At 63.7% G+C, this 26015-nt stretch carries 30 protein-coding genes; 6 read left to right on the top strand and 24 right to left on the bottom strand.

The window, feature by feature from the left end:
* Positions 1-55 precede the first annotated feature (55 nt).
* Together ACZ899_RS07985 and ACZ899_RS07980 are read left to right on the top strand one after the other, a co-directional pair.
* Positions 56-823 carry an AraC family transcriptional regulator gene (locus ACZ899_RS07985; protein ID WP_234561035.1) on the top strand — a complete coding sequence of 256 codons (768 nt, stop codon included), beginning with the start codon at positions 56-58 and terminating at the stop codon, positions 821-823.
* A gap of 79 nt (positions 824-902) precedes the next feature.
* A complete protein-coding gene (locus ACZ899_RS07980) occupies positions 903-1652 on the top strand; it encodes a FadR/GntR family transcriptional regulator (RefSeq protein ID WP_186714600.1) in 750 nt (249 codons plus the stop codon).
* Between the two features lie 77 nt (positions 1653-1729).
* Here ACZ899_RS07980 and ACZ899_RS07975 read toward each other — a convergent pair whose 3' ends face one another.
* The 7 genes from ACZ899_RS07975 to pvdM all read right to left on the bottom strand — a co-directional run bounded on the left by ACZ899_RS07975 (position 1730) and on the right by pvdM (position 11799).
* The gene (locus ACZ899_RS07975; RefSeq protein ID WP_234561036.1) at positions 1730-3310 is read right to left on the bottom strand and encodes an aldehyde dehydrogenase (NADP(+)); all 1581 of its coding nucleotides are present in this window, start codon (positions 3308-3310) and stop codon (positions 1730-1732) included.
* Between the two features lie 138 nt (positions 3311-3448).
* A complete protein-coding gene (gene garD / locus ACZ899_RS07970) occupies positions 3449-5002 on the bottom strand; it encodes a galactarate dehydratase (protein ID WP_234561037.1) in 1554 nt (517 codons plus the stop codon).
* Between the two features lie 78 nt (positions 5003-5080).
* A complete protein-coding gene (locus tag ACZ899_RS07965; protein ID WP_234561038.1) occupies positions 5081-6436 on the bottom strand; it encodes an MFS transporter in 1356 nt (451 codons plus the stop codon).
* A gap of 102 nt (positions 6437-6538) precedes the next feature.
* The gene (kdgD, locus tag ACZ899_RS07960) at positions 6539-7450 is read right to left on the bottom strand and encodes a 5-dehydro-4-deoxyglucarate dehydratase (RefSeq protein WP_234561039.1); all 912 of its coding nucleotides are present in this window, start codon (positions 7448-7450) and stop codon (positions 6539-6541) included.
* Positions 7451-7911: 461 nt separating this feature from the next.
* Positions 7912-8721: a gamma-glutamyl-gamma-aminobutyrate hydrolase family protein gene (locus ACZ899_RS07955; RefSeq protein WP_234561040.1), complete on the bottom strand. Its 810-nt coding sequence runs from the start codon at positions 8719-8721 to the stop codon at positions 7912-7914.
* A gap of 431 nt (positions 8722-9152) precedes the next feature.
* The gene (gene pvdN, locus ACZ899_RS07950) at positions 9153-10433 is read right to left on the bottom strand and encodes a pyoverdine-tailoring periplasmic protein PvdN (protein ID WP_234561041.1); all 1281 of its coding nucleotides are present in this window, start codon (positions 10431-10433) and stop codon (positions 9153-9155) included.
* Positions 10426-11799 (bottom strand): pyoverdine-tailoring dipeptidase-like protein PvdM, encoded by a 1374-nt coding sequence (pvdM, locus tag ACZ899_RS07945; RefSeq protein ID WP_186714606.1) that lies wholly within the window; start codon positions 11797-11799, stop codon positions 10426-10428. The genes pvdN and pvdM overlap by 8 nt, the downstream gene beginning before the upstream one ends.
* A 182-nt stretch (positions 11800-11981) precedes the next feature.
* On the opposite strand from pvdM, the gene ACZ899_RS07940 reads away from it, so the two are divergent.
* The gene (locus tag ACZ899_RS07940; protein WP_232855340.1) at positions 11982-12407 is read left to right on the top strand and encodes a hypothetical protein; all 426 of its coding nucleotides are present in this window, start codon (positions 11982-11984) and stop codon (positions 12405-12407) included.
* Between the two features lie 62 nt (positions 12408-12469).
* On the opposite strand, the gene pbpG is transcribed toward ACZ899_RS07940, so the two are convergent.
* The 9 genes from pbpG to ACZ899_RS07895 all read right to left on the bottom strand — a co-directional run bounded on the left by pbpG (position 12470) and on the right by ACZ899_RS07895 (position 17953).
* A complete protein-coding gene (gene pbpG, locus ACZ899_RS07935; protein WP_203646942.1) occupies positions 12470-13396 on the bottom strand; it encodes a D-alanyl-D-alanine endopeptidase in 927 nt (308 codons plus the stop codon).
* Between the two features lie 130 nt (positions 13397-13526).
* Positions 13527-14660, bottom strand: coding sequence for a tyrosine-type recombinase/integrase (locus ACZ899_RS07930; protein WP_485628013.1), 1134 nt, complete (start codon positions 14658-14660; stop codon positions 13527-13529).
* The gene (locus ACZ899_RS07925) at positions 14561-15046 is read right to left on the bottom strand and encodes a hypothetical protein (RefSeq protein WP_234561042.1); all 486 of its coding nucleotides are present in this window, start codon (positions 15044-15046) and stop codon (positions 14561-14563) included. Before ACZ899_RS07925 ends, ACZ899_RS07930 begins: the two co-directional genes overlap by 100 nt.
* A 109-nt stretch (positions 15047-15155) precedes the next feature.
* On the bottom strand, positions 15156-15347 hold the full coding sequence (locus ACZ899_RS07920; protein ID WP_234561043.1) for a hypothetical protein: 192 nt from the start codon (positions 15345-15347) through the stop codon (positions 15156-15158).
* A 43-nt stretch (positions 15348-15390) separates the two neighbouring features.
* Complete coding sequence (locus ACZ899_RS07915; protein WP_234561044.1) at positions 15391-15765, bottom strand: hypothetical protein; 375 nt, start codon at positions 15763-15765, stop codon at positions 15391-15393.
* 94 nt (positions 15766-15859) lie between these two features.
* On the bottom strand, positions 15860-16381 hold the full coding sequence (locus ACZ899_RS07910) for a DUF1643 domain-containing protein (RefSeq protein WP_234561045.1): 522 nt from the start codon (positions 16379-16381) through the stop codon (positions 15860-15862).
* Positions 16378-16629 (bottom strand): hypothetical protein, encoded by a 252-nt coding sequence (locus tag ACZ899_RS07905; protein ID WP_234561046.1) that lies wholly within the window; start codon positions 16627-16629, stop codon positions 16378-16380. The genes ACZ899_RS07910 and ACZ899_RS07905 overlap by 4 nt, the downstream gene beginning before the upstream one ends.
* The gene (locus ACZ899_RS07900; protein ID WP_234561047.1) at positions 16626-17276 is read right to left on the bottom strand and encodes an ASCH domain-containing protein; all 651 of its coding nucleotides are present in this window, start codon (positions 17274-17276) and stop codon (positions 16626-16628) included. Before ACZ899_RS07900 ends, ACZ899_RS07905 begins: the two co-directional genes overlap by 4 nt.
* An 89-nt stretch (positions 17277-17365) precedes the next feature.
* Positions 17366-17953 carry a hypothetical protein gene (locus ACZ899_RS07895; protein ID WP_234561048.1) on the bottom strand — a complete coding sequence of 196 codons (588 nt, stop codon included), beginning with the start codon at positions 17951-17953 and terminating at the stop codon, positions 17366-17368.
* A gap of 48 nt (positions 17954-18001) precedes the next feature.
* Here ACZ899_RS07895 and ACZ899_RS07890 point away from each other — a divergent pair, with 48 nt between their 5' ends.
* A complete protein-coding gene (locus ACZ899_RS07890; RefSeq protein ID WP_234561049.1) occupies positions 18002-18247 on the top strand; it encodes a hypothetical protein in 246 nt (81 codons plus the stop codon).
* A gap of 13 nt (positions 18248-18260) precedes the next feature.
* Here ACZ899_RS07890 and ACZ899_RS07885 read toward each other — a convergent pair whose 3' ends face one another.
* Positions 18261-20429, bottom strand: a complete 2169-nt coding sequence (locus ACZ899_RS07885) for a DNA cytosine methyltransferase (protein WP_234561050.1) — start codon at positions 20427-20429, stop codon at positions 18261-18263.
* An 84-nt stretch (positions 20430-20513) separates the two neighbouring features.
* Between ACZ899_RS07885 and ACZ899_RS07880 the strand changes: the two genes are divergently transcribed.
* Entirely contained in the window at positions 20514-20759 is a 246-nt protein-coding gene (locus ACZ899_RS07880; protein WP_234561051.1) for a hypothetical protein, read from the top strand.
* A gap of 58 nt (positions 20760-20817) precedes the next feature.
* Here ACZ899_RS07880 and ACZ899_RS07875 read toward each other — a convergent pair whose 3' ends face one another.
* From ACZ899_RS07875 to ACZ899_RS07865, 3 genes are all read right to left on the bottom strand, one after another.
* On the bottom strand, positions 20818-21768 hold the full coding sequence (locus tag ACZ899_RS07875) for a phosphoadenosine phosphosulfate reductase domain-containing protein (protein WP_234561052.1): 951 nt from the start codon (positions 21766-21768) through the stop codon (positions 20818-20820).
* Between the two features lie 87 nt (positions 21769-21855).
* On the bottom strand, positions 21856-22266 hold the full coding sequence (locus ACZ899_RS07870; protein ID WP_234561053.1) for a hypothetical protein: 411 nt from the start codon (positions 22264-22266) through the stop codon (positions 21856-21858).
* Positions 22267-22280: 14 nt separating this feature from the next.
* Positions 22281-22874, bottom strand: a complete 594-nt coding sequence (locus ACZ899_RS07865) for a hypothetical protein (protein ID WP_234561054.1) — start codon at positions 22872-22874, stop codon at positions 22281-22283.
* A gap of 121 nt (positions 22875-22995) precedes the next feature.
* On the opposite strand from ACZ899_RS07865, the gene ACZ899_RS07860 reads away from it, so the two are divergent.
* Positions 22996-23256, top strand: coding sequence for a hypothetical protein (locus ACZ899_RS07860; protein ID WP_234561055.1), 261 nt, complete (start codon positions 22996-22998; stop codon positions 23254-23256).
* Here ACZ899_RS07860 and ACZ899_RS07855 read toward each other — a convergent pair.
* From ACZ899_RS07855 to ACZ899_RS07840, 4 genes are all read right to left on the bottom strand, one after another.
* Entirely contained in the window at positions 23211-23771 is a 561-nt protein-coding gene (locus tag ACZ899_RS07855; RefSeq protein ID WP_234561056.1) for a hypothetical protein, read from the bottom strand. The two genes, ACZ899_RS07860 and ACZ899_RS07855, sit on opposite strands and share 46 nt — an antisense overlap.
* Positions 23772-24030: 259 nt before the next feature.
* Positions 24031-24501: a single-stranded DNA-binding protein gene (locus ACZ899_RS07850; protein WP_234561057.1), complete on the bottom strand. Its 471-nt coding sequence runs from the start codon at positions 24499-24501 to the stop codon at positions 24031-24033.
* 9 nt (positions 24502-24510) lie between these two features.
* Positions 24511-25074 (bottom strand): siphovirus Gp157 family protein, encoded by a 564-nt coding sequence (locus ACZ899_RS07845; RefSeq protein WP_234561058.1) that lies wholly within the window; start codon positions 25072-25074, stop codon positions 24511-24513.
* Complete coding sequence (locus ACZ899_RS07840) at positions 25071-25802, bottom strand: hypothetical protein (protein ID WP_234561059.1); 732 nt, start codon at positions 25800-25802, stop codon at positions 25071-25073. Before ACZ899_RS07840 ends, ACZ899_RS07845 begins: the two co-directional genes overlap by 4 nt.
* Positions 25803-26015 lie beyond the last annotated feature (213 nt).

Here is a 26015-nt window from a genome sequence, read left to right as displayed (position 1 = left end):
GCTGGCTTGCGCAACCTGGCCAATAATCGTCGTGTTTCGGCCAGAGCCTCCTTTCATGCGCAATGTTCCCCTGTCCGAGGTCGATGCCACCCCGCGTGCGGTGCTGGCCATCGCCACCGACTATTCGCCCGATACCTTGCTGCCCAGACATGTCCATCGCCGGGCGCAGTTCCTGTATGGCATGAGCGGGCTGATGGAGGTGCTGACCGATGACGGCGCCTGGGTCATCCCGCCCGGCAGCGGGGTATGGATTCCGCCCGGCAAGCCGCATCAGGTGCGCATGCGTGGCGTGAGTACCCGCAGCCTGTACATCGAACCGACCGCGCTGCCCAGGCCGGGTGGCGTGTGCGAGGCACTGCGGGTCGGGCCGCTGCTGCACCAGCTGTTGCTGGCCAGCGCCGAGGTGCCGGCCCTGCATGACGAGGCGGGGCGCGACGGCCTGCTGCTGCGGCTGGTGCTGCATGAGCTGGGCCAGGCCGAGCGTCTGCCGCTGTTCGCGCCGCTGCCGGCCGAGCCGCGTCTGGCGGCCCTGTGCCAGGCGTTCCTGGCGCAGCCATCAATCCACACCCGTGGCGAAACATGGGCAGGCCAGCTCAACTGGAGCCCACGTACCTTCAGCCGGCGCTTTCGCGAGCAGACCGGGCTGTCGTTCGGCCAGTGGCGCCAGCAGGCCTGCCTGATGGCCGCGGTGACACGACTGGCGACCGGCGAGCCGGTGACCACCGTCGCCCTGGACCTGGGCTATGAAAGCCCCAGCGCGTTTTCCAGCCTGTACCGGCGAGTCATGGGCCAGCCGCCGTCGGCGGCACGCCAGGGCAGATGAAAACCCCGTTGGACGTATGTGATCGTACAACTGCTTGCGCTATCATCACGCCTGTCTTTCACAACCAGACATACAGGGCATGACAGAGCAGCAGGTACAGGCACGGACCCGGCGCAAGCCGCGCAGTCTGGCCCAGGAACTGGTCACGGTGCTGACCGAACGCATCCGCAGCGGCCAGCTCAAGCGCGGCGACAAGCTGCCCACCGAGTCGCAGATCATGGTCGAGGAGGGGGTCAGCCGCACCGTGGTGCGCGAGGCCATCTCGCGGCTGCAGGCCGCCGGCCAGGTCGAGACCCGTCATGGCATCGGCACCTTCGTGCTGGACGCGCCGAGCACCGGCGGCTTTCGGATCGACCCGGCGACCATCGTCACCCTGCGCGAGGTGCTGGCGGTGCTGGAGCTGCGCATCGCCCTGGAAATCGAAGCCGCGGGCTTGGCCGCCCAGCGTCGCAGCGACGAGGAACTGGCCGGCATGCGTGCCGCGCTGGACGAGCTCAACGAGGGCGCAGCCCACGCCTCGGATGCGGTGTCGGCGGACTTCCAGTTCCACCTGCGTATCGCCCAGGCCAGCGGCAATCACTATTTCGCCGACATCATCAATCACCTGGGCACCAGCATCATCCCGCGCACCCGGCTCAATTCGGCGCGCCTGGCCCATGACGACCAGGCGCACTACATGAGCCGGCTGATGCATGAGCACGAGGCGATCTACGAGGCCATCGCCCGGCGCGACAGCGAAGGCGCGAAGATGGCCATGCGCATGCACCTGAGCAACAGCCGCGAGCGTCTGCGCCAGGCCCATGAAGAGGCCGAGGCGCAAAGGGGCTGACGTCGGGGGAATGCGTGGGAGCGGGCTTGCCCCGCGATGCAGGTATCGCAGGGCCCCTCATTCACGTTTACAGACGATCAAATCACCCCTTCACTCCACTGCCCATTCACCAACCGCCGCAGCCCCAGCGGGTTGCCATCGCGCAACGCCTCCGGCAGCAGCGCCTGCGGGTAGTTCTGGTAGCACACCGGGCGCAGGAAGCGATCGATGGCCAGGGTGCCGACCGAAGTGCCACGGGCATCCGAGGTCGCCGGGTAAGGCCCGCCATGGACCATGGCGTCGCACACCTCGACCCCGGTCGGGTAGCCATTGACCAGGATCCGCCCGACCTTCTCCTCCAGCAGCGGCACCAGCCAGGCAAAGGCTTCGAAGTCTTCCGGCTCGCCGATCAGCGTGGCGGTCAGCTGGCCGCGCAGGCCGAGCAGGGCGGCGCGCAGTTGTTCACGGTCGCTGACTTCGACGGCCACCGTGGCCGGGCCGAACACTTCTTCCTGCAGCAGCGGATCGGACTCCAGCAGCAGGCGGACGTCGGCCTTGAACAGCTGGGCACGGGCCTGCTCGCCCTGTTGCGCCTGACCGGCCAGGTGCTGGATGCCGGCATGGGCGTGCAAGTGTTCCAGGCCGGCGACATAGCTGCGCAGGCCGCCGGCGTTGAGCAGGGTCTGGCCGGCCTGTTGGTCCAGATGTTGGCCCAGGTCATTCAGCAACTGGCTGAAGCCAGGCGACTGCAGGCCGATCAGCATCCCCGGGTTGGTGCAGAACTGCCCGGCGCCCAGGCACACGGAGCCGGCCAGCTCACGGGCGATGGCCTCGCCGCGCTTGGCCAGCGCGGCCGGCAGGATGATCACCGGGTTGATGCTGGACATCTCGGCGAACACCGGGATCGGTTGCACCCGCTCGGCAGCCATGCGGCACAGGGCGTCGCCGCCCTTGAGCGAACCGGTGAAGCCGACCGCCTGGATGGCCGGGTGCTTGACCAGCCATTCACCGACACCGCCACCGAATACCATGTTGAACACACCCTTGGGCATGCCGGTGCGTTCGGCGGCGCGCAGGATGGCGCAGGCCACCAGGTCGGCGGTGGCCATGTGGCCACTGTGAGCCTTGAACACCACCGGGCAACCGGCGGCCAGGGCTGCGGCGGTGTCGCCGCCGGCGGTGGAGAAGGCCAGCGGGAAATTGCTGGCGCCAAATACCGCTACCGGGCCGACGCCGATACGCATCTGGCGGATGTCCACCCGTGGCAGCGGCTGGCGCTCGGGCAGCGCCAGGTCGATGCGCGCACCGAGGAAGTCGCCACGGCGCAGTACCTGGGCGAACAGGCGCATCTGCCCGCTGGTGCGGCCGCGTTCGCCCTGGATACGCGCGGCGGGCAGGGCTGTTTCACGGCAGACGATGGCGACGAAGCTGTCATCGAGTTCGTCCAGTTCGGCGGCGATGGCGTCGAGGAATTCGGCGCGGCGTGCCGGGGGCAGCTGGCGGAATTCGCCGAAGGCGACGGCGGCGGCTTGGGTGGCGCGGTTGACTTCGCTCTCGGTGGCCTGGGCAAAGCTGTAGGGCAGTGCCTCGCCGGTGGTGGCGTCCAGGCTTTGCAGGCGTTGCGGGCCGACGGCACTGCGTTGGCCGGCGATGAAGTTGTGGCCGAGGATATTGGGCATGGGGTGCTCCTGTCGGGGGACGTTGGGGGGCGCTTTGCGCCCCTTTCGCGGCACAAGGCCGCTCCTACAAGGGGGATGCGATCTACTGTAGGAACGGCCTTGTGCCGCGAAAGGGCTGCGCAGCAGCCCCAATATTCATCAGGTAATAGGTGCCGGATTGAACAGGGTGATGTCGTTGTGCAAGCCATGCTGCTCGGCCCAGGTGCGCTTGCGACCGCTGGCCACGTCGAGGTAGTAGTGGAACAGCTCCCAACCAAGCTCCTCGATGCTCGCCCGGCCACTGGCGATGCGCCCGGCGTCGATGTCGATCAGGTCCGGCCAGCGCTGGGCCAGTTCGCTGCGGGTGCACACCTTGACCACCGGCGCCATGGCCAGGCCGTAGGGTGTGCCGCGGCCGGTGGTGAACACATGCAGGTTCATCCCGGCAGCCAGCTGCAGGGTGCCGCAGACGAAGTCGCTGGCCGGGGTGGCGCAGAAGATCAGGCCCTTGCGCGTGACCCGCTCGCCCGGGCCGAGCACGCCCTGGATGGCGCCGCTGCCGGACTTGACGATCGAGCCCAGGGATTTCTCGACGATGTTGGACAAGCCACCTTTCTTGTTGCCCGGTGTGGTGTTGGCGCTGCGATCCGCCGCGCCCTGTTGCAGGTAGCGGTCGTACCAGTCCATCTCGCGCACCAGCGCCTCGGCGACTTCCGGCGTTTCGGCGCGGGAGGTGAGCATGTAGATGGCGTCGCGCACCTCGGTGACTTCCGAGAACAGCACGGTGGCTCCGGCGCGCACCAGCAGGTCGGCGGCATGGCCCAGGGCGGGGTTGGCGGTGATGCCGGAAAAGGCGTCGCTGCCGCCGCATTGCATGCCCAGGATCAGCTCGCTGGCCGGCACGGTTTCGCGGCGGCGCTGGTCAAGCTTGCGCAGGCGGGTTTCGGCCAGGGCCATGATCTGCTCGATCATCTCGACGAAGCCCAGCGAGGCGTCCTGCAGGCGGTATAGCCAGGGCTCGCTGAGGTCCACGGACGGGTCGTCCTCGTGCATCACCTGGCCGGCCTGGAGTTTTTCGCAGCCCAGGCTGATGACCAGCGCTTCGCCGCCCAGGTTGGGGTTGCGCGCCAGGTTGCGCACGGTGCGAATCGGGATGTAGGCATCGCGGGCGTTGATCGCCACGCCGCAGCCGTAGCTGTGGGTGAGGGCGACCACATCATCCACGTTGGGGTATTTGGGCAGCAGTTCGTCGCGGATACGCTTGACCGCGTGGTCGAGCACGCCGGTCACGCACTGCACGGTGGTGGTGATGCCGAGGATGTTGCGGGTGCCGACGGTGCCGTCGGCATTGCGATAGCCCTCGAAGGTGAAGCCTTCGAGGGGCGCCTGGGCGGCGGGCACGGCGTCGCAGCGCGGCAGGCTGTCGAGCTCGGGGGCGGCCGGCATCGCCAGTTGATCTTCCTTGACCCAACTGCCCTGGCGCAGGTCTTCCAGGGCATGGCCGATGACCTGGCCGTAGCGGCGCACCGCCTCGCCCCGGCGGATATCCGCGGTGGCGACCTTGTGGCTCTGCGGAACGCCCTCGACCAGGGTCAGGCCGTCGGCGAAGCGCGCGCCTTCGCCCAGGCCGCCGTCGTTGACCACCACCACGACATTGTCGTCAGGATGCAGGCGCACGTAGCGGGGCGACTCGGAATGTTCGATCAACTGCATGGTCAGGCCCTTCTTGTCGTTTCTTTCAGGCTTCTTGTACGCCAGCCTGCGCCCGGGCAGGGCGCAGGCGTGTTTCACTCAATGGCGCGAAGTGGCGAGTTCAGTGGTGTGTGCCGCTTCCTGCTTCGGGTCGTCCTTGAGCTCGATGCGCTTGATCGGACCGACGATCACCAGGTAGCTGAACACTGCCACCAGGGCGTTGGCGCCCACGTACACCAGGGCCCACTTGAACGAGCCGGTGGCGCTGATGATGTAGCCGATGACGATCGGCGTGGTGATCGAGGCGATGTTGCCGAAGGTGTTGAACAGCCCACCCGACAGCCCGGCGATCTGCTTGGGCGAGGTGTCGGCGACCACCGCCCAGCCCAGCGCGCCGATGCCCTTGCCGAAGAATGCCAGGGTCATGAAACCGACCACCATCCATTCGGCCTCGACGTAGTTGCAGAAGACCATGGTGGTCGACAGCAGCAGGCCGCAGACGATCGGCAGCTTGCGCGAGAAGGTCAGCGAGTTGCCGCGGCGCAGCAACCAGTCCGACAGCACGCCGCCGAGTACGCCGCCGATGAAGCCGCACACTGCCGGCAACGAGGCGATGAAGCCGGCCTTGAGGATGGTCATGCCGCGTTCCTGCACCAGGTACACCGGGAACCAGGTGAGGAAGAAGTAGGTGATGGCGTTGATGCAGTACTGGCCCAGGTAGACGCCCAGCAGCATGCGGCTGGTCAGCAGTTGCTTGATATAGCCCCATTTCGGGCCGTCGTTGCCGCGTTTCTGGTCCATGTCCACCAGGCCGCCGTTCTGTTCGATGTGCTCGAGCTCGGCGGCGCTGATGCGCGGATGCTGGCGCGGGTTGTAGATGGTCTTGAGCCACACCGCCGAGAACACGATGCCCAGCGCGCCCATCACCACGAACACATGTTCCCAGCCGAAGGTGAAGACGATCCAGCCCATGATCGGCGCGAACAGCGCGGTGGCGAAGTACTGCGCCGAGTTGAAGATCGCCGAGGCGGTGCCGCGCTCTTGCGTCGGGAACCAGGCCGCGACGATCCGGGCATTGCCGGGGAACGACGGCGCTTCGGCGAAGCCGACCAGAAAGCGCAGGGTGAACAGCGTGACCACCGCCCAGGCCACCGGCAGGCCGCCGACAAAGCCCTGCAGCAGGGTGAACAGCGACCAGGTGAAGATGCTGAAGGCGTAGACGTTCTTCGAACCGAAGCGGTCAAGCAGCCAGCCGCCGGGGATCTGCCCGGCCACGTAGGCCCAGCCGAAGGCGGAGAAGATGTAGCCGAGGGTGACCGCGTCGATGCCCAGGTCCTTCTGCAGGCTGGAGCCGGCGATGGCGATGGTGGCGCGGTCGGCGTAGTTGATGGTGGTCACCAGGAACAGCATCAACAGGATCAGGTAGCGCACATGCGTCTTTTTCGTCGCTTGCATGCTGGTTACTCCCACTCGTTATTTTTATACGGGGATCGGTTGTGGGCCGGAGCAGGGTGGCCCTGCTCCGGCGGCGGCATCGGCAGGCCGCAGGGCGTTCGCTTATTGCGGGCCCATCTTGTCCATCAGCGCGGCGAGCATCTCGTACTCCTGCGCGGTCAGGTCGGTCAGCGGCGTGCGCACGGGCCCGGCGTCGTAGCCGGCGATCTTCGCCCCGGCCTTGACGATGCTCACGGCGTAACCGGCCTTGCGGTTGCGGATGTCCAGGTACGGCAGGAAGAAGTCGTCGATCAGCTTGGCCACGGTGGCGTGATCGTCGCGGGCGATGGCGTGGTAGAAGTCCATCGCCGTCTTCGGCACGAAGTTGAACACCGCCGAGGAGTACACCGGCACGCCCAGGGCCTTGTACGCCGCAGCATACACCTCGGCGGTGGGCAGACCACCCAGGTAGCTGAAGCGATCGCCCAGGCGGCGACGAATCGACACCATCAGCTCGATGTCGCCCAGGCCGTCCTTGTAGCCGATCAGGTTCGGGCAGCGCTCGGCCAGGCGTTCCAGCAGGTCGGCGTTCAGCCGGCAGACGTTGCGGTTGTATACCACCACGCCGATATTCACCGCCTTGCACACCGCCTCGACATGGGCGGCGACGCCGTCCTGGCTGGCTTCGGTGAGGTAGTGGGGCAGCAGCAGCAGGCCTTTGGCGCCGAGGCGCTCGGCCTCTTTGGCGTATTCGATGGCCTGGCGGGTCGAGCCGCCGACGCCGGCGAGGATCGGCACCGAGGTGGCGCAGGTGTCGACGGCGGTCTTGATCACCTGGCTGTACTCGCTGGCGGCCAGGGAGAAGAACTCGCCGGTGCCGCCGGCGGCGAACAGGGCGCTGGCGCCGTAGGGGGCGAGCCATTCCAGGCGCTTGACGTAGCCGGCCGGGTTGAAGTCGCCGTGGGCGTCGAAGTCGGTGACGGGGAACGACAGCAGGCCGTGGGAGAGGATGGATTGCAGTTCTTGTGGGGTCATTGTTGTAGGCATCCTGTGGCGCTTGGAGGAGGGGGGAACCAAGGTGAGAGGTAAGTTATCGTACAACTTGCGCGATGACTAGTCCCCCCTGCACAGAATTTTGAATTCGTTTCAGCCATGACAACGCAATCCCTGTAGGAGCGGCCTTGCCGAGGCGTCGGACCGGTCGGAAAGGGCCGCAAAGCGGCCCCGGCGATTGATGCGTCTACGCTAAGACCCTGGGGCCGCTGCGCGCCCCTTTCGCGACACAAGGCCGCTCCTACAGGGGAAAGCGTAAGCCCTATTTATTCGGTTGAGTGATGTTGTCGTATGACTTATGCGGAAGAAAAAAGATCGCGGAGACAGGCACAAGCCCGCCGCCCGCTTCCACGGGAAGTGTTCTGGGACCAGCAGAGGGTGACCGGGGAAACGGGGGCGGTATTGCACCGCCCCGCGATCAAAGCTAACGAAGCTTCAGTGGATCAGGCAGCCTGGTGGTGCTTGACCTGGGACTTGCGGACCTGGGCGCGGCAGGCGTCGCCGAAGGCCTGGAACATCTTGATCGAGTCGGGGTTCTTCGCCGCCTGCCACTCCGGGTGCCACTGCACCGCGAACAGGAAGGGCGAGAGGCTCGGGGCGTGGATCGCCTCGACCAGGCCGTCTTCGGCATGGGCGATCGGCTCGATGCCGGCACCCAGGTTGCGCAGGCCCTGGCCGTGCAGCGAGTTGACGCGGATCTCGTCGGTGCCCAGGGTATCGCGCAGCCAGCTGCCTGGCTTGATCTTCACGCTGTGTACCGGGGCGTACTGGACCTCGACCGGATCTTCCGGGTTTTCCCGGTGGTCGTTGAAGCCGGGTTCGGCGTAGACCTTCTGGTAGATGTCACCGCCCAGGGCCACGTTGATTTCCTGCATGCCGCGGCAGATGCCGAAGATCGGCAGACCGCGCTTGATCGCAGCCTTGACCAGCGGCATGTCGAACAGGTCGCGGTCCTTGTCCTGGCCCTTGCCGGGGGTCTGGTTTTCCTGGCCGTAGAGGGTCGGGTCGATGTTGCTGCCGGCACCGGTCAGGTAGACGCCGTCGGCCATGTCCAGGTAGGTCTCGAGGTCTTCGACGCCACAGCAGGTGGGCACCAGGACCGGGACGCAACCGGCGAAATCGACCAGCGGGGTGATGTATTTGTGGGTCATGACCTGATAGTCATGGCCTTTGCGCTCTTGGCTGCCCATGGTCATCAGGACGACGGGTTTGCGCACGGAGGGTTGCTTGTTGCCAATGTTGCTGTTGGACATATGTCACCTTGAGACAGGTCATGCCTGTCGTTGTTGTGCAGGCGCACGGCCGGGGCCTTCAGTGCTGCCTGGAGCCCCGAGCACTGCCGGCTCGCCTTGCAGGCGATGTCGGTCGGGGCCTGACTCCTAGCTTGCCAGAGCCGTTCGATATGTCAAACGAGTGGCGGGGCGCCCAGGCGCCGGTTTCCGGGGGATTGAGATGTTCAAGGCCTTGGCTGGCAAGGGTTTGGCGGGGGTTTAGGTCAATAATATTTAACGATGCAGTTGGCTCATTGCGCCGGTGCAATGATCGCTCGTGCACGTTGGTTTTTCGCCGACAAGCAGGCGTACGGCACAGTCCGGGCCGTGTCTGTCTGCAGGCATGCCTGCAAGGGAAGTTGGACTTGTCGGCGAAAGGGCCGCAGAGCGGCCCCATTACAGCAGGAGGCGTTTCAACCGATCTGCTTGCGCAGTAGCGCCATGGCCCGATCGATCTGTTGCTCGTCGTTGAGCAGGCTGGGCGCAAAGCGGATCACCGGCCCGACGTCGCGGTCCACGGCATCGACCATGACCTTGTTGGCGTTCAGGTAGGCCGCCACGGCATCGGGATCGCGGTCCTTGATGCGCAGGAAGGTGAAGCCGGCGGAGAACTCACGGCTGACCGGGGTCACCAGCTCGATGGCGCGGTGCTCGGCCAGGCGTGCCTTGAGGTAGTCGTTGAGCTGATGGATGCGCGCCTGGACGTCGGCCTTGCCCAGGGCCAGGTGCAGCTTGAAGGCCTCGCCCAGCGCCCAGCGGTGCTCGAAGGCGTGGTAACCGCCCGGGGTCATGATGGTGCCGAAGTCCTCGTTGCGCGAGAAGGTGGCGAAGGTCGGTGTCAGGTGCTGCATCTGCTCCGACGCCGCGCAGATGATCCCCGTGCCCCGGGGGCCGAACATCCATTTGTGGGTGCCGGCGATGAACCAGTCGCAGTTGAAGTCGGCGAAGCGCACGTTTTCCACGCCGAAACCATGCACGCCATCGACCACGTAGAGGATACGATCAGCCTCGTCGCGGTTGCGGTTGTGCTGGCGCACCAGTTCGCCGATGGCGCCCACCGGCAGCTTGACGCCGCTGCCCGAGTGCACCCAGGTCATGCCCAGCACCCGGGTCTCGGGGCGGATGCTGCGGTCGATCAGGCTCAGGACCCGATCAGTGGAGACCTCGCCGGGTTTGTCGAACAGGCGCAGCTTGCGCACCTGGGTGCCGTGCTGGCGCTGGCGGAATGCCAGGCAATTGTGGGTCGAGTAGTGCTCGTGTTCGGTGGTGAGGATTTCCTGGTGCGGCGCCACATGCAGGCCGCCGTAGATCATGCCGAGGCCCTCGGTGGTGCTGCCGGTCAGGGCAACCTGGCGCGGACGCACATCCAGGTAGCGGCCCGCCCATTCGCGGACCTCGTCCTCGCGTTGCCATTCGTACTGGCTTTCCCAGTCCATGCACAGGGCCGGGTTGCGGTCGAGGGTGGCGCGGTGGCGGTCGATCGCTTCCTGCACCGGGCGCGGGTGGGCGGTAATCAGGAAATTGGCGAAGTGCGCGACATCGGGGGCCAGGGGGAACAACTCGCGCAATTGGCGCCATTTGTCCGGCCCTTGCAGAGGCGGCGATGCCGGATTGGCGGCGAGGGCACTGGGCAGCAAGGGCAGGCTGGCGGCCAGGGCGGCGGCCTGCTTGAGGAAGGCACGGCGGTCAGTCATGGCGAACTTCCCGGGTGCTGCTGTCGTGCTGGGCGACCGGATTGGCGGCTTTCTGCACCTGCCCCCAGACGCGCAGGAAGTTACCTGCCCAGAGCTTGGCGATATCGGTCTCGGAGTAGCCGCGGGTCAGCAGCTCGGCGGTGACGTTACGGATCTCGCCGACGTTCATGAAGCCGGTGACGCCGCCGCCATCGTTGAAGTCGGAGCTGATGCCGACATGGTCGATGCCCATCTTCTTCACGGCGTAGTCGATGGCATCGACGTATTCCTTGAGGCCGGCACGGGGCTCTTCGTCGACGATGGCGTAAAGGCTGCTGGCGTATTCGCCGAAGCGCGCCTCGGGCCAGATGGCGATGATCGGGTCGCCTGGCATCAGCGCGTTGGTCAGGCCTTGCAGCGGTTGCAGGTCGAAGCGCGCGCGCAGGGCCTCGAGTTTTTCCAGGGTCGGCTTGCTCAGCGGCTTGAGGTAGGTGGTGAAGGCCACGACCTGGAGCACGCCGCCGCTGTCCTTGATCAGCTGCATCTCCTTGTCGGAGAGGTTGCGCGGGATGTCCACCAGCGCCCGCGGCGCCGAGTGCGAGGCGACGAACGGGGCGCGGCTCAGGCGGGCCACGTCTTCCAGGGCCAGGGTGGACATCTGTGAGACGTCGATGATCACGCCCAGGTCGTTGAGCCGCTTGACCGCCTGCTCGCCCAGTGGCGACAGGCCGCCGAAGGCGTCGGGGGTGTCGTTGAAGAACGGCAGCGGGCGCGAGGAGTCGGCCCAGGCGTTGTTGCCGGTGTAGCTGAAGCCGAACATGCGCATGCCGCGCTTGCTCCACAGGTCGAGCTGCGACAGGTCGTTGCCCAGCGGGTAGGCGTTGAGCATGCTGATGAAGATGGCGAACTTGCCTTCTCCGTTCAGGCGGCGGAAGTCCTCGGGGGTGTAGGCGATGCCGACCTGGTTGGGGAAGTCGCGCACGATCCCGCTGATGATCTTGTAGCGCACTTCCTGCTGGTTGCGGGCCTCGTCGACGAAGCCCGGGGTCGGACGGTGCGGTGCGTTCGGGCCGTTCCACAGCTCGGGCCAGCCGAAGACGGTCAGCGCCGCGCCCGACAACCGGCCCTTGGCCGCCTTGGCCAGGTCGAACTGACCACGGCCGTCCTTGTCAGCCTCGTAGCCGTCGCTGCCGTAGCCCAGCGGCACGGTGACATGGCTGTCGAAGGAGAGCATGTGTTCGTGCAGTTCATTGGCCTGCTGCACGATGGCGCGGGGATAGCCGCTGTCCTGCTTCCAGAAGTAATAGCCGGCGGCGCCACCCAGGGCGGCCACCAGGGCCAGGGGCAGGCCGATGTACAAGGCTTTGCGGGAACGGGTCTTGGTCATTGCCATCTCGTTGCGGGGCTGATCGGGTCGGCCTGTCGGGTCGCCAGGGGCGCCAGGGCATGGCTCGGGTATGTGGTGGACGAATGACGAGGGGGTAAATTTATCGGCGTAAAGCCATCAAGTCTGCCGTGGCGCGGCCGATAGCGCTGGTATTGAAAGGACCCACCACGGAGGATTAGGGAATGGTAGGTATCAACAGTGCGACGATGGGCGTGATCACCAGTGTGGCCAACGCCCAGCCCGCAGAAAAGAAAGAAAAGCCGTTGACGAGCGTCGCGGTGGACCTGTCGGGTGAAACCACCCCGGGCAAGGCCGAGGAGGCCAAGCAGGCCGAGGGCGGTGAGGGCAGCGGCGAGCCGGGGCACATTACCCAGCTGCGCGACATGATCAAGCAATTGCAGAAGCAGCTTGCCGAAGAGCAGAAGCAACTGGCGATGATTGCCGAGCAAGAGATGGACGAAACCTCCAAGCTGGCCATGATCACCGCCAAGCAGGCGAGCATCGCCACCCTGAGCGGGCAGATCCTGGCCGCCACGCAGCAATTGCTCGAAGCGTTGACCAAGACTGGCGGCAGCAGCGCCGGTGGCATGATCGCCACCCAGGCCTGAGACCCATACCGGTAAAGCAAGACGCCCCGCATCATGCGGGGCGTTTTCGTTTCAGCGGTGTGTCAGTCCTGCGCCAGGCGCGCGCGGCTCTGGCGCTCGCTCTTGTACTGCATGGCCACCGCCGGCGCCGGCTTGGCGCTGCCGGTCTCCAGCCACTGGCGCATGCGGCTGGCATCGGCGAAGTGGGTGTACTTGCCGTAGGCGTCGAGAATCACCATGGCCACCGGACGGTTGTCCATCTTCGTCAGCAGCACCAGGCAATGCCCCGCTTCGTTGGTGAAGCCGGTCTTGGTCAGGGCGATGTCCCAGTTGCTCTTGTTCACCAGGTGGTCGGTGTTGCGAAAGCCCAGGGTGTAGTTGGGCTTGCGGAACGCCACGGTCTTCTCGCGGGTGGTCGACAGCTCGCTGAGCAGCGGATACTTGCGCGAGGCCATCAACAACTTGGCGAGGTCGTGGGCGGTGGACACGTTCAGGGTCGACAGGCCGGTCGGCTCGACGTAGCGGGTGCGGCTCATGCCAAGGCTGCGGGCCTTGGCGTTCATCGCCTTGATGAAGGCGCCATAGCCACCGGGGTAGTGGTTGGCCAGGGTGTTGGCCGCGCGGTTTTCCGACGACATCAGGGTGATCAGCAACGTCTCGCGACGGTTCAGCTCACTGCCCAGGCGTACCCGCGAGTACACGCCCTTCATCTCCGGGTTGTTGGCGATGGTCATGCCGAGCATTTCGTCCATGGGCAGCTTGGCGTCGAGCACGACCATCGCGGTCATCAGCTTGGTGACCGAGGCGATGGGGCGCACGCGATCGGCGTGGCTGGCATACAGCTCCTTGTTGGTGTTGAGGTCGATCAACAGGGCGCTGCCAGAGGCCAGGTGCAGCTTGCTTGGGTCACGCTGGACCTGGGCCGGGGGTTGTGCAGCAGCGGTCGACGGTAGGGTCGCGGTACCTGTGAGCAACAGCAGCAGGCTGAGGATGGACAGGGAAGTTTTCACGTTGAGGCTCACTAAATGTTGGTATGTCGTTGGCTGTGCAAGGGTTTCCCCCAAAAAACCGTTGCATTTTGGAGTATGGTCGAACCGCTGTCGAATGCCTTATATCTAAAGGGCGCAACGTGAACGAAATTTAATCCTGTACCAATTCTGTACCAATTACCGCTGCCTCAAGCTTGGCCAGCTCGGACCAATCGTTCGCTGAATTCAGCCACTTCGCGTAGGTGGTGAGTAGGACCTGGACGGAGTGTCCAAGCTGTCCGGCGATGAAGGCCGGGTTCATTCCTGACATGAGGCACATCGTGGCATAGGTGTGCCTGCAGTTGTACTGTGGCCTGGCCCGAATTGAGGTTGCTTCGACCGCCTGGTTGAAGTGAAAACCAGGCGTGCTGGTGCCTTTCATGTGAGGGGACCTGCCGGCAGGCTGAAAGATGAACGGTGATTCAGCGGACACCCGCCTACCGTTTCGCTTTCGAGCGCTTGCAATCTCCCTGGCTCGCCCGAGAGCTGCCAGGGCGCGACTGTTGAGCATGATCGTTCGCGTGTACTTAGTCTTCGTCCGCTCCACGACCTGGTTCTCTACAACGATCCGGCAGACGTGGGCCGTCTTCTTCTCGAAATCGATCTCGTCCCAGCGTAGCGCCATGATCTCGCCGGTGCGCATGCCGGTGTAGAAGGCGAACTCATAGAAGGCTGCGAACACCTGGTTGCAGCGTGAGAAGTTCTTGTACATCCACCTGATCAGGTCCTCCGCCTCTTCAACAGTGAAAGGGTCGACCTGCTTCTTGTTCTTCTGCGGCAGTTGGATTGATGCCGCTGGGTTCCTATCTACAACCTCGTCATAAACCGCTGCGCGGAACATCGCCTTAACCCGGGCGATGGCGGCGCGCTTGACTGTCGAGCTCTTCCATTCGGTCTTAGCGACCACCTCCCTCAGCACCATCGGCGTTACCGCCTTGATCGGCAGCGCCGCCAGATGGGGCATCCAGTAGTTGTTCATCAATCCTTTGTAGTTGACTCGAGTGTCGTGCACCACCTCCAGGCTGTTCAGCCAGCTCTGGGCGTACTCGCCAAACATCAGTTCGCTGGCTGGCGCTGTGTAGCTGGAGGCCGGGAACAGTTCGGCGTACCTTTTTTCGTCCAGCACGCCGTGCTTGGCCAGGCTGACTACTTGAGTGCGTAGATCGGCTGCCGCCTTGATCCCTTTGGCGGTTTGGGGATATGCGAGCGTTTCGGATCGACGCTCACCGTTCCAAGTAAAACGGATCCGAATTGACTTGCCGATGAGCTCGACTCCAGTGGGTAGCCCCAGCTTCCTTCCAGCCACGCTTCGTATCTCCTGATGCTGTAAAAAATCCGGCCGTCGATCTTCTTCCAAACCCCCTCAGGGATCACGCCGCGGCTTCGCTTTCCTTCCAGGGCCCGCTTGGTCGTTCCGATCAGCTCGGCCATTTTTTCCTCTGGGACCTTGTCGGATACATAGGCCACCGGCTGGCGTTCTTCGTCTTGCATGTTGGTCTCCACGCCGCCGGTGGCGGCAGGTTGGTGGTCAGGCCGCTGGCGCAGGCTCGACGATGTAATAACTGGTGCACCGGCAGCGCGGGCAGACCATGGTGCTGGCACCATTGAGCCATCTGCAGGCAGCGAGAACACGCTCGCTTTCCTTGTGCTGGTTCCGGCACCTGCTGCATTTCACGGTGTGATTGGACATAGGTCATCCTCGCCCGCTGATGTCGGCGGGCTTGAGTAGTTGGGGGAGGGGTTACTTGCTGTACTGGTTGCGGATGCGGCGGGCGATGTCACGCAGTCGGCAGTCCATCTCGAACATTTCGTTGTTGTCCCGGCGCGAGACGACCCCGGATCTGGTGACGTTGCGGCCGCCAAGAATCCAGGCGGCCAGCACGATCAGTACCGCCTCAAGCTGGCGGCGTAGCCAGCCTGTATGCGGGATCATCGCGGCGCCCGATAGATCAGGTAGGCCATGTAGGCGAGGGCGATCATGGCTGCGCCTCCTGCTGCACGCCAAGCTCCCCAAGTACCTCGCAAGCGATGGCAAAGCCTGGGCTTCCAAGCGGGCATTCCTTGGTGATGCGGCTCAGGCCTTCGATCAGGTCGCGGGCCGTGCCGATCATTGTGTCGGCGTCGGCATCCATATCCAGGCATAAGGCCTCGCCGATAGAGCCGACCTGCACGCAGGCATCCAGCAGCATGCTCTTGCTGCGTTCGGCATCCTTGCGCAACTCCTCGTTCTTGGCCTTGAGCTGGTCGTAGGCCGAGGCCATCACAACATCAGGGCCATGCGGGTCGTAGCCAATACGATTGCCTTCCTCAGAAAGCATCGCGACGACTTTGTATCGGTGAATTTCGGTCATGGTTGGACCTCCTTCGGCGGATGAACCGGGCACGGCCAGCGCAGTGAGCCGTTGCCGCTCGGGCAGGTGCAGGTCTTCACTTCGGTCAGGTCGGTCATGGTTGTCCCCACGGGATCAGCGGAGTGTCATAGCCCAGCATAAGCGGGTGCTTCGGGTCGCCGCTGGCGGTCACCCCGAAATGCAGAACAGGCTTTCCGCTGGCGTTGAGCAGGCCCAGTACCTCGGCAAAGCAATATCTGATTGCTGCGGTCACCTTGGTGGTGCGCCCCCAGCACGGGACCAGCACATCGGCATCAGTGATGATCTGACGGATGTGCTCGAGGTTATCCAAGTGGTGGGAAGGCGTGGGTAGGCCGTTGATGTAGGTTCGCCTGTCGTTCGAGAAACCAACATCGCGGGGGTCTGTCGCGCGATAGCAGAACACGTTGCCAACGATGAATCGCCGGCCGCCGTTGCGCTGGGTGAAGCCGCGCCATTTGCGAACGGTCGCGTCATCCAGGGTGGCGTCTGCCGTGCTGGGGTTGATTCCAAAGAAGGCGAACACCTTGCCCTCGGCCTGCACCTCTCGTTCGAGGCGGTAACGGTAGAGCCCGCAAGAACTGATTACTGCGCTCACAGCTGATACCTCTCATCATTCCAGGCCGCCGGCGCGGCAGCAGGTGTAGGTTCAGGTTGGGTTTCGTGCGGGGAGAGCTGGCGCTCGTTGCCGGCCTGCAGCTGGCTGTCGGGGATGCAGCTGATGCCGACCCCATTCAGGAGATAGCAGGTGACGCCGCGCTGGCTGTCGTGCTGCACGTCGATAACGTTCTCGCTTGCGCTGGCGCCGGTGGCCAGCAGTAGGAGGCAGACGGCGAGGCGGGTCATGGCTCGATCCTCTTGAATTCGACGACCCAGACCCAGGGGTTGCCATTCCATGATTCGTCGCCGTTGATGCTGCTCCAGAGGCACTCGAATAACTGCGAAGCTGTGAGCGTCTCGTCTGCGTCTGGTACGTGCCGAAGGAAATTCACACCTTCTGCTTCGGCTTGCTCCTCGGTGATGTCCTGCAGCAGCTCGACGCGCACTGCGGTGATTTCCAGCAGGATGCGGCTAGCCCAGCGCGGCATGTGGATAGATGGGCGCCCTCGGCCCTGCGAAACCATTGCGCATCCCGTCTGCCGGACGCTGCCATCTGCCGGATACAAAATTGGCTCGCCCTGGCTCAGATCGCGCGGTGCGATCGAGTCGAGTTGAGCATCTGCCAGCCAGGCCTCGCGCACCCACAGGCGGTCACCTGGCTGGCCGTACGGGCAGACAATTGGATGCTCGGTGCCGTTGGCATCCATGCAGCTCTCGTCAAAAGTGTGCATGGGTCGCCAAGACTCGTCTTCCTGCTGGTGAAGCTCGAAGCTGCTATCAGCGCTCCGCATGCTGGGCTTGATCTCGCGCCGCGTGACAGTCTTCTGGCCGTTTAGGATGGCGCGGACCATATGCCCGCTGAACAGGATCGGGCGTTCCTTTGCTTGAGACATAGCTTCGCCTTGGCCGCCATATCGCGGCAGTGAATAGAGGGGAGAGGGGTTACAGCTGGGTGGAGTACAAATGTGCTCTTTACGTGGTGTCAGTCATCGGTGCCGGTGTAGGTCCGCCACGGCACCTTCACGCCATCCACCAGGAACCCCCAGTCGCCACGCCATTTGCTGGTGATGAATAGGGTGAAGACGCCGCCCGGAGAAATCTCGTCGATGCGGTGGTACTCGCCGTGCAGCAGTCGAGCGGTGTCTCCGGCACGGCGGGTGATGTACTCGGTTGCCAGTGCACCGGCTGGAACGTTGAGCCCGCGCAGCGCTGGATCTTCATGGTCAAGAAGGCGCTGCTCTGTGTACCAGCCTCGCAGGATGATGGTGCGCGCATTCCACGGATGGTCATGTAGGTCGCGGTCATGATCGGGCCGCATGATGTGATGGATGCGGATCGACCAGGGAAACCACTGCATGGCGCGCTTGCGTGTTTCTCGGCAGTAGGCGTTGAGCAGCCACCAGCGGCCCATGTAGATGTCCTGGCCGTCGGCGGAGGTGATGTGCTGGTACGGAGTGCGCTGGGCGCGGCTGATGATCCAGTCGACTGCCGCAGGCCTGGCCAGGATCTTGGCGACCAGGCGCCAGAACAACGCAACAAGGCGCGGCGTGGATCGGTTTTCTGTGGGCATGGGGATACCTCGCGGCTATAGTTCACCGCTCAAAAAAAGGAGGTTGGTATGGAGTGCGTTGTCTGCAACAAGCCGGAAATGGAGGTGAGTCGTGCCATTGATCATGCGGACTATGACTGCGACGAATGTGGGAAGTATCGGGTAACGGGCACTGTCCGGCGTCAACTTGACATGGGCAAGTGGCTCCGAACTTCTGCCATGCAAGAGTGGCTGCTCAAGCAGCATAAGGCCGGGGTTAAGGTGCCAGTCATTAACAGCGAAAATGCAGAATATGAAGGAGTGCTCATGCGTTGACCGGCCTGCGAACTCATGCGGCTACCGCGTTCCGCTGCTTGGCCTTCCACGGGTCATTAGCCCGAGCCAGAGCAGCCATCGGCGGCGGGCTGACGCTGTTGCCGCACATGTGCACCTGCTCGGTCTTGGTGAACGGCTTACCGTCGGCGCCCTTGTCGATGATGTAGCTGGAGGGGAAGCCCTGGGCGCGGTAGAGCTCGTGTGGCTGGAGCATGCGCAGGCAGATGTCGACGATCACGTACGGGGTACCTTTCACGTACACGGTGACCAGGCCCAGGCGATCCTTGGTGGTTACCGTGGGTGCCGGTGAGTCGCAGCCGCTGATGTTCTCCGTGCCGTAGTAGCTGATCAGGAACGCGGCGACACGCAGGGCGCCGGCCTCATGCTCAGGCGAGAGCTTGTACTCGACCAGACCGTGGTGGGTGCCGCCAGCGCTGACGGTATGCAGCGGCTCGTCGACAGCACGGGCATCGCAGTTGCCGCGAAGGTGAAGGAGGTTCGCTCCCACCAGTGCGTGGTGCTCGCCGGTCGTAACTGTGCTCAGTGGATCATCGGCCTGTTGCCCGGTACTGCCGTTGCGCAGGGTTGCCAGGTGAGCCGTCACCAGGCGCTGCTGGCTGCCGGTGTTGGTGACCGTGGTCATTGGCTCGTCCGCGCCCTTTGCCGGGGTGGTGTTGAACCCGCCATTGGCCTGCTCGATAAACGCAGTGCAGATGCCCATGGCGTGGGCGGCGCCGGCCGGACGCTGGTAGTTTCCGCCGCTGGTGATGGTTGGCATCGGGTCGGTGATTGCCGCGCCCTCGCTGTTGAAGCGGAACTTGACCAGGTGTGCCGACGCCAGTGCACGGTGGCTGCGCGTCATCAAGGTGCCCATGGGATGATCGGCTGTTACTGGGTGGCCGGCATACACAGGACCGCCAGCGCCGACCATGACCGGACTCGCCATCATGAGCTCGCCGCGGTTGGCGGCAGTTACCGTGGGCAGTGGCTCGCTTGGATCGTTCACGCGGTCAGCACCCTGGTGCGTGGCTGGCAGGATGACCGCGCTCGACAACGCGTGCTTCGCGCCGGCGGCGACGATCGTCCCGAGTGGCTTGTCCAGGCCAGGCACTCGAGGTTGCTGCCCGGCGCGCTCGCCGTAGCCGGTTTGAACCAGGGTAGGGCTAGCCATGGCGAACGAGCCGCCCCGTGGCCAGGAAGTGACGGTGCGCAGCGGCTCGTCAGCAGACTGGGCCAGTTCGCCCGACCAGTTCGCGATCGGCACGATGAAGGGTTGCGGGTTGTCCAACACGAACTTCTTCATGCCTTTGGCCACCCTGCGCAAGGTGGCGGCGGCCAGATCCTTCTTGCGGCCGAAGATGCTCTTGCTCGGCACGCTCCAGTCAATGCAGTCGGCGGCGGTGCGCCATTTCTGCTGGCCCTTGGCTGGGTTCTTGGCGTGGGTAGGCTCCGGCCACACGATTGGCTGGCCGTCGCAGCGGGCGATCATGAACAGGCGTTCGCGACTGGTCGGGGCGCCGAAGTCGCAGGCCTTGATTACTCGCCATTCCACCTGGTAGCCCATGCCCTCAAGCAGCTGCACGAAGCGCCGCCAGGTGATGCCGCGTCGCTTCGGGTCGGGTACCAGGAACTGCTGTTGCACTGGTACGCGCTCACCAATGGCGGCCACAGTGCCGTCCAGCTTCATCACCCGGCCGGTGGCCTTGTCACGCTTGGCGATCAGAGGACCCCACTGCAGGATCTGCTTCACGTTCTCGAGGCTGATCACCCGGATGCGCTTCTTGCCCGGCTTCTTGCCCGCCCACTTCAGCCCAACCCAAGACAGGTTGCGGATCTCGCGCTTGCGGGGCTGGCCGCCGGCGGCCTGGCTGTGATGGGTGCAATCTGGGCTCATGTGGAACCAGCCCACCGGCCGGCCCTGGCATTCCTCGTCGGGGTCGCCCTCGAAGACATCGGTGGTGAAGTGACGCGCTGCGGGATGGTTGGCCGTGTGCATGCTGATGGCGGCGGGGCTGTGGTTCTTGGCGACCGTCACCGGACGGCTCAGACCCATTTCCAGCCCGGTACCGGCGCCGCCGCCGCCGCAGAAGAAGTCGACCACGATCTCGTCATCTTGCGGATCGAAGCCAAGGCCATACTGGGTTTTGAAGTCGAGCGGGTTCTTTTTCTGGAATGCAGACATGGGCGATCCTCGCCGGGGTGGCGTGATGGGTAGAAGTGCGGTATCTGTTTCGTTTTCCGGCATGGAGCCGGCTAAGGAGAAGTGATGTTTGCGCGGATAGTTGTAGGGCTGTTGATAGGTTTCGTGGCAGGTATTGTTGAAGCTCTCGGGCCATCGTTGTCGACGAAGTGGCGCACCATTTCGGAAGCACTGATCTTCCTGTTGGGGCTCGGCTTTGTCATTTCATCGTTCATGTTCGGAGCGGTGTATGGGGTGATGGCATTCGCTGAAATAGCTGGCGGTTACTACGCGTTTTCCAAGGTCGCGTCTTTCAAAAAGGCAAGACTCTAAATGCGTCGTCGCTCCATCCGCCGAGGCCGGCGAACAGGTCGATTGCTGTAGTCATGGATTACTCGCAGAGGCCGTAGGCCGAAGAGCATTTCTGCTTGCTGTCGGTGCGGGCTATCAGGTCGACCATGTCGAACTGTCGGCCGCCGCGCGCTGTATTGGCCCAGTCGACCATGCGGTCGATACCGTGGGTTTCGGCACTGACCTTCTCGTCGGATCGGACAGTAGGGTCGGTGACAGTGGCGAAGAACGTGGCTGCGCCGCGTTTGCTGGCGATGCTTACCAGGCGCTCCCACTCGCGCACCCTGGCGACTTCCTCTGGCCACCTGGTGGCGATCTCGCGCAGCTCATCCTTCGCGCACATGATGCAAGGCATGCAGCCGACGCGGTTGCAGCCTTGAAGGTACAACGGGTTAGGCTTGATGCCTGCGGCCCGGTGCGCCTCGAACACCGCATCCACCGTCCATTTCAGGATGGGGCGGTAGTTGTACAGGCCTCCGCCGACTTCGTCGCACTCGGGCAGGTATCGCCGGGCCAGCGACTCATCAGCTCGCACGCCCTGCCAGGACAGCACCAGGTTCTCGCCGGTCATCAGCGGCATGAAAACGTCTTCGATGATCGGGTTTCGCTTCAACTCATCGGTGCAGAAGCGTGCCTTGGTGCTGGGGAAGCGGCCCTTCCAGAGGCACATGTCGAGGAACGGGTTACCGGTGGGGTGCAGAACCTCCAATGCAGCCAGGACCACCGCCTCGGGCACTCCCTTCTCGCGCCACTTCGTCGCGATGAACTTGCGTTTGCCGACGATCTGCCTGGTGAAGTCGGCCTTTACCCAGCGAATCGGCACCCCAACAGCATCGGCCAGATAGTGCACGTAGTCATAGGTGGCCGGGTGTTCATGTCCAGTGTCTGCGAAGACGGCGCCGAGGTTCGGCACCTCCAGCTCGCGAGCGACCAGAAGAGTGGCCGTGCTGTCCTTGCCGCCGCTCATACTGACGATGTTGTATTCGGCCATCGTGTGGTCCTTGCGTGCAGGCGCCGCCCTCGCCGGGTCGGCGTTATCGTTGAATAGGGGAAGGCACTGGCGGGCAGCGCCGGAGGGTCAGGCGGCGCGGACCTTGAAGGTCAGCATGGCTGTGGCGTCATCGAAGCACTCGTCCAGCTCTTGATAGGCCCGATACTTGGCCTGGCTGCGGGTAGCTGCCCATACGCGCCGAACGTAGTGGCGCGCATCGCCAAGCATGTACTTCACGTCGTCCCAGTCGTACATGCCGTTGGTGAGGACTTCCCACTGCTTGAGCGGCAGCGTCTCGGCCATCTCGCCGTACTGCATTCCCCAGGTTGGGTGGTAGTTGCGGATGCGCTTCTTCGGGTCGCTGTCGAGGATGACGCCGATGTACTGGCCGCGGTCGGCCATGATCACACCTGACTCACCGTTGGCGATGACGCGGCGCCCGACCTCTGCCGGTACGTTGTAGGTGCGGCGAACGTAGTCGCAGTTGTAGTTGCTCATGGATCGCTCCTTGCTCAGGTGGCCTCTGCGTTTTCAGTTGGTGGCTTTGGCTGGTAGGTCAGCGTGCCATCAAGGATGGCGGCCTTGATTGCTTCGAACTCCCAGGCGAAGTACTGCGACTCGACGTAGACCCGCAGCTCGGGGTAGTCGTGCTGCTTGCGGCGGATGAAGGCCTCGGCCGCTTCCTTGGTGAAGTGGCTGTTCACGATTTCCCAGTGCTTATTCCAGCCGGTGACGGTGTGGTCCTCGAGTTCGGCCAGGAAATCCCACTGATCGTCCGTATCCAGCTCAAGGAAATCGCATTCGTGGTCAACCTGGACCGCCTGGTTGATCTCCTGCTGCTCTTCCTCGTCGAGGTCTTTCCAGTACTCCTCAGGACTGAACCAGCGCCTGTCTTCCAAGCAAACCACCAGGCCCTCGGCGTAGTCAGCCTCATAGCCGTAGTCGATGCGCTTCTGCTGCACGGTGAACAACGCGCAGGCCGTGTGGTGCCACTTCACTCCCTGGCCGTTGCAGTGGTGGCGGAGGCGGGAAACGAAGTCCGCCCAGGTGTCGGCGTTCATCGGGTGTCCGGTTGCCAGGCTCGGGCCGGCTTCGGTATCGCTCATGGCTTTCTCCATGCATGCGCCGCCCTCCGTGCTGGTGGCGGCATGGTGGCAATTTGGGGTGGGATGGGGTATTACGGATGGCCGGCATGGAGCCGGCAAATAAGGAAATAAGGCTACTTTTATGATTGAGAAAGGCACACACGATCACTATGGTGAGACGCTGGAATATATTTCCATTGATCTCAGCGATAAGAAGCATAAAAACCGAGTGATAGATTTTTTTGAAACCCGAGACCCGTTGACTCAAGAGTTTACTTGCGACATTCAAGCAAAATGGTCGGCAGGCAAGTTCCATCCTACGTTGACCATGTCCAAGCAGGACATTTTGGGCCTTGCTCAGGTTTTCGGTGAATGGGCGGATAGGATTCGCGAAGAAGGCTGAGTGCTGGCTGGAGGGATAATGCTGTCGCCAGGATCCTGCTGAATCATCAGCATGCTCTTCCGGTCGAAGGCCAGGGCCAGCCTTGGCGAGATGATGATCTGATGCCGCGGCGGAGTGAGAAACTTCGCTGCGTGCAGCCGGTCCAGGGCGTGGATTCCGCGAATCAGCGCCTCGACCATCTGGCTGTAGGTAGCGTCAGCCCATCCGCAAATCGCCCGCAGGTGCTGGCCGGTTCGCTTCCTGGCTGACAGCCGCAGCGACTCAGTCCGCGCCACAGAACGGTGACCTTCTATTTCGTGGCGCGCAATCCTGAATAGTGCGTGATGCCCGAGCGCTTCGATGTGATGAATCATCAGCGTCATCGCCTCGCCCTGTTCCTCGATGCCGGCCCACTCCATCAGTTCCAGTAGGGCCTGTTTAGTCCCTGGTCGAACCTTCAAGCGCAGGTCTTCTTCCTGCAGCTTGATGGCCTTGGCGCGGCGCTTCTCGTCGCGATCCTTCTGAGACATCGCCATACGGCACCTCCTTCAATCCGCTGGGCGGCAAGTTGAACTGGTCGCGGCGCCTATGCAGCTGCAGCGAGCGCAGGATTTTTCGGTTCATTGGATAGCTCCATGTCGCAGTCATGCCAGCCGGCAAGCCACCAGGCGCTGTCGATCGTCATTTCGGGGTAGGGCTGGGCCGCGCGACACCGGCCGGCAGCCCTGGCAGTGCGACCCTGGTAGTAGGGCAGCGGGTGTATCTGCTTGGGTTTGCGCGGGAACATGGCGCACCTCAGAAGGGGATATCGTCGTCGAAGCTGTCGAAGTCGGTGGCGGGTTGTGGGTTCGGCTGGGGCGCCTGGCGCTGCTGCCGTTGCTGTTGAGGCTGACGCTGTTGCTGGCCACCGCCCTGGTTGTCCGGCCGGCTACCAAGTAATTGCATGGTGCCGTTGATGTCGACATGCACCTCGGTGCTGTACCGCTTGATGCCGTCCTTCTCCCACTCCCTGGTCTTGAGCTTCCCCTCGATGTAGCACTGGGAACCCTTGCGCAGATATTCGCCGGCGATCTCGGCGACCTTGCCGAACAGCACCACGCGGTGCCATTCGGTCTTCTCGACCTTCTGGCCGCTCTGCTTGTCGGTCCAGGCCTCGCTGGTGGCCAGACTTAGGTTGGTGACCGCGTTGCCATTGGGCAAGTAGCGGACCTCGGGGTCCTGGCCGCAGGTACCGACCAGGATGACTTTGTTTACTCCGCGGGCCATGAGGCCTCCTTACTTGATTCGGATCGAGCTCTCGCCGCGCTCAAGGTGCGCCCAGGCCGGTTCCGGGATGAGTTCGTCTTCGCAGTCTTCGCCGGCGTCCATGCGCTTGCGGACTGCATCATTGTGCTCGCGGTCGGCCTTGAGCTTGGCGGCGATGGCGTTTTTGTCCGGCGTGATCTTGGTGGCCACCGTAGTTAGGTCGTCCGGCACCGCCTCCTCGTTGTCGACGATCACCTTCTCTTTGCCTGCGACCAGGCTGATGGTGAACAGCGGGCGCTTGATTGATTTGATGTTGGCCGCGTCCATGTTCTTGCGAAGGTATTCGGTGATCGCTGTCACGCTGTTGGCCTTGATGCGCTTGAGCTCGTTGAGGCGGTTGATCTCGTCGTCGATCGCGCCGATGTCGCCCTCGATGTTCCGGCGCAACATGACGATGTTGTCGGCCTTCACTTCGAACTCGCCCTGGATGCCGGCCATGGTGTCCTGAATGGCCTGCTTGAGGCCTTCGTCGTCGGTGTCGCACATGACGGCCAGTTCGGCCATCTGGCCGGTGAGCGCGTAGAGCTGGGTCATGCTGCAGTCTCCTGTGGTTTGCCGGCTTCGATGTTTCGCAGCTCGAGCGAAATGCGGGCGGCGCCTTTCTCGTCCTTGCGCACCATGAGCTTGCGCACTGCGTGGTCATGGATCTTTTTACGCTCATGCGGGGTGACCGCGCGCTTCATGGTCTCGATGGTGTCCCGGATGAAGTCCAGGCGCTCTTGCTTCTGGCGCTCGACCTCGGCCTGACGGTCCTCCGCCTGCTCGATCGCCTCCTCGGCGCGAAGGTGCTCGACGTAGTTCTGGTCATCGAACAAGCCCAGGAATACGTCGGCGCTGAAGCCCAGCATGGACAGGGCCTTCTTGATGGCGTCGGTTAGGGACTTTGTCGGCGCCTCGCCGTCGGTGGTCATGCCGTACTTGGTCTTGTACTGGTACCGGGTGCACCCGTACTGCTCGACCTCGCCGCGCTGGCCGTCCTGCATGAACCAGAGCTGGATCTTGACGGTGTGACCGATCTCCCGGCCCAGGCAAATTCGCTTGTCGCCTTCGCCGGCGAACACCTCGTGACCATCGTCGAATCGCTCTTCAAGCACCTTCCAGCCCCAGCCGATGCCGACCGGGCCGAACATTTCGGTCGCCTTCATGACCATTGCGGTGCCGTTGAGGCTGGTGATCTTCTGACCGCCGACCTCGGCGTTCTTGGTGTAGCGAGTATCGGTGGTCTGCACCTGCTCCCAGATGCGCATGTTGGTGGTGGGCATTGGAAAACCTCGCGCCAGGCCGGCGCCGTCAGTTGGGAATAGGGGAAATGCCAGGTCACGCCCGTGGGTGTCTGCTGGGCGCCCTGGCTGCCGGTGATGGTTGCGCGCTCTTGCCGGCTTACGCTCCCTGCTGGGTACGGGTATCCCCGAAGGGCCCGCCGTGCTCGGGTGCGTTGTTCAGGAAGTGATGCTGCCGGCCAGTGCACTGGCGAG

This window comes from Pseudomonas sp. TE31087, assembly GCF_057284075.1.
The sequence above is the reverse complement of the archived record's forward strand: the minus strand, read 5'-3'. Positions and strand labels throughout refer to the sequence as shown.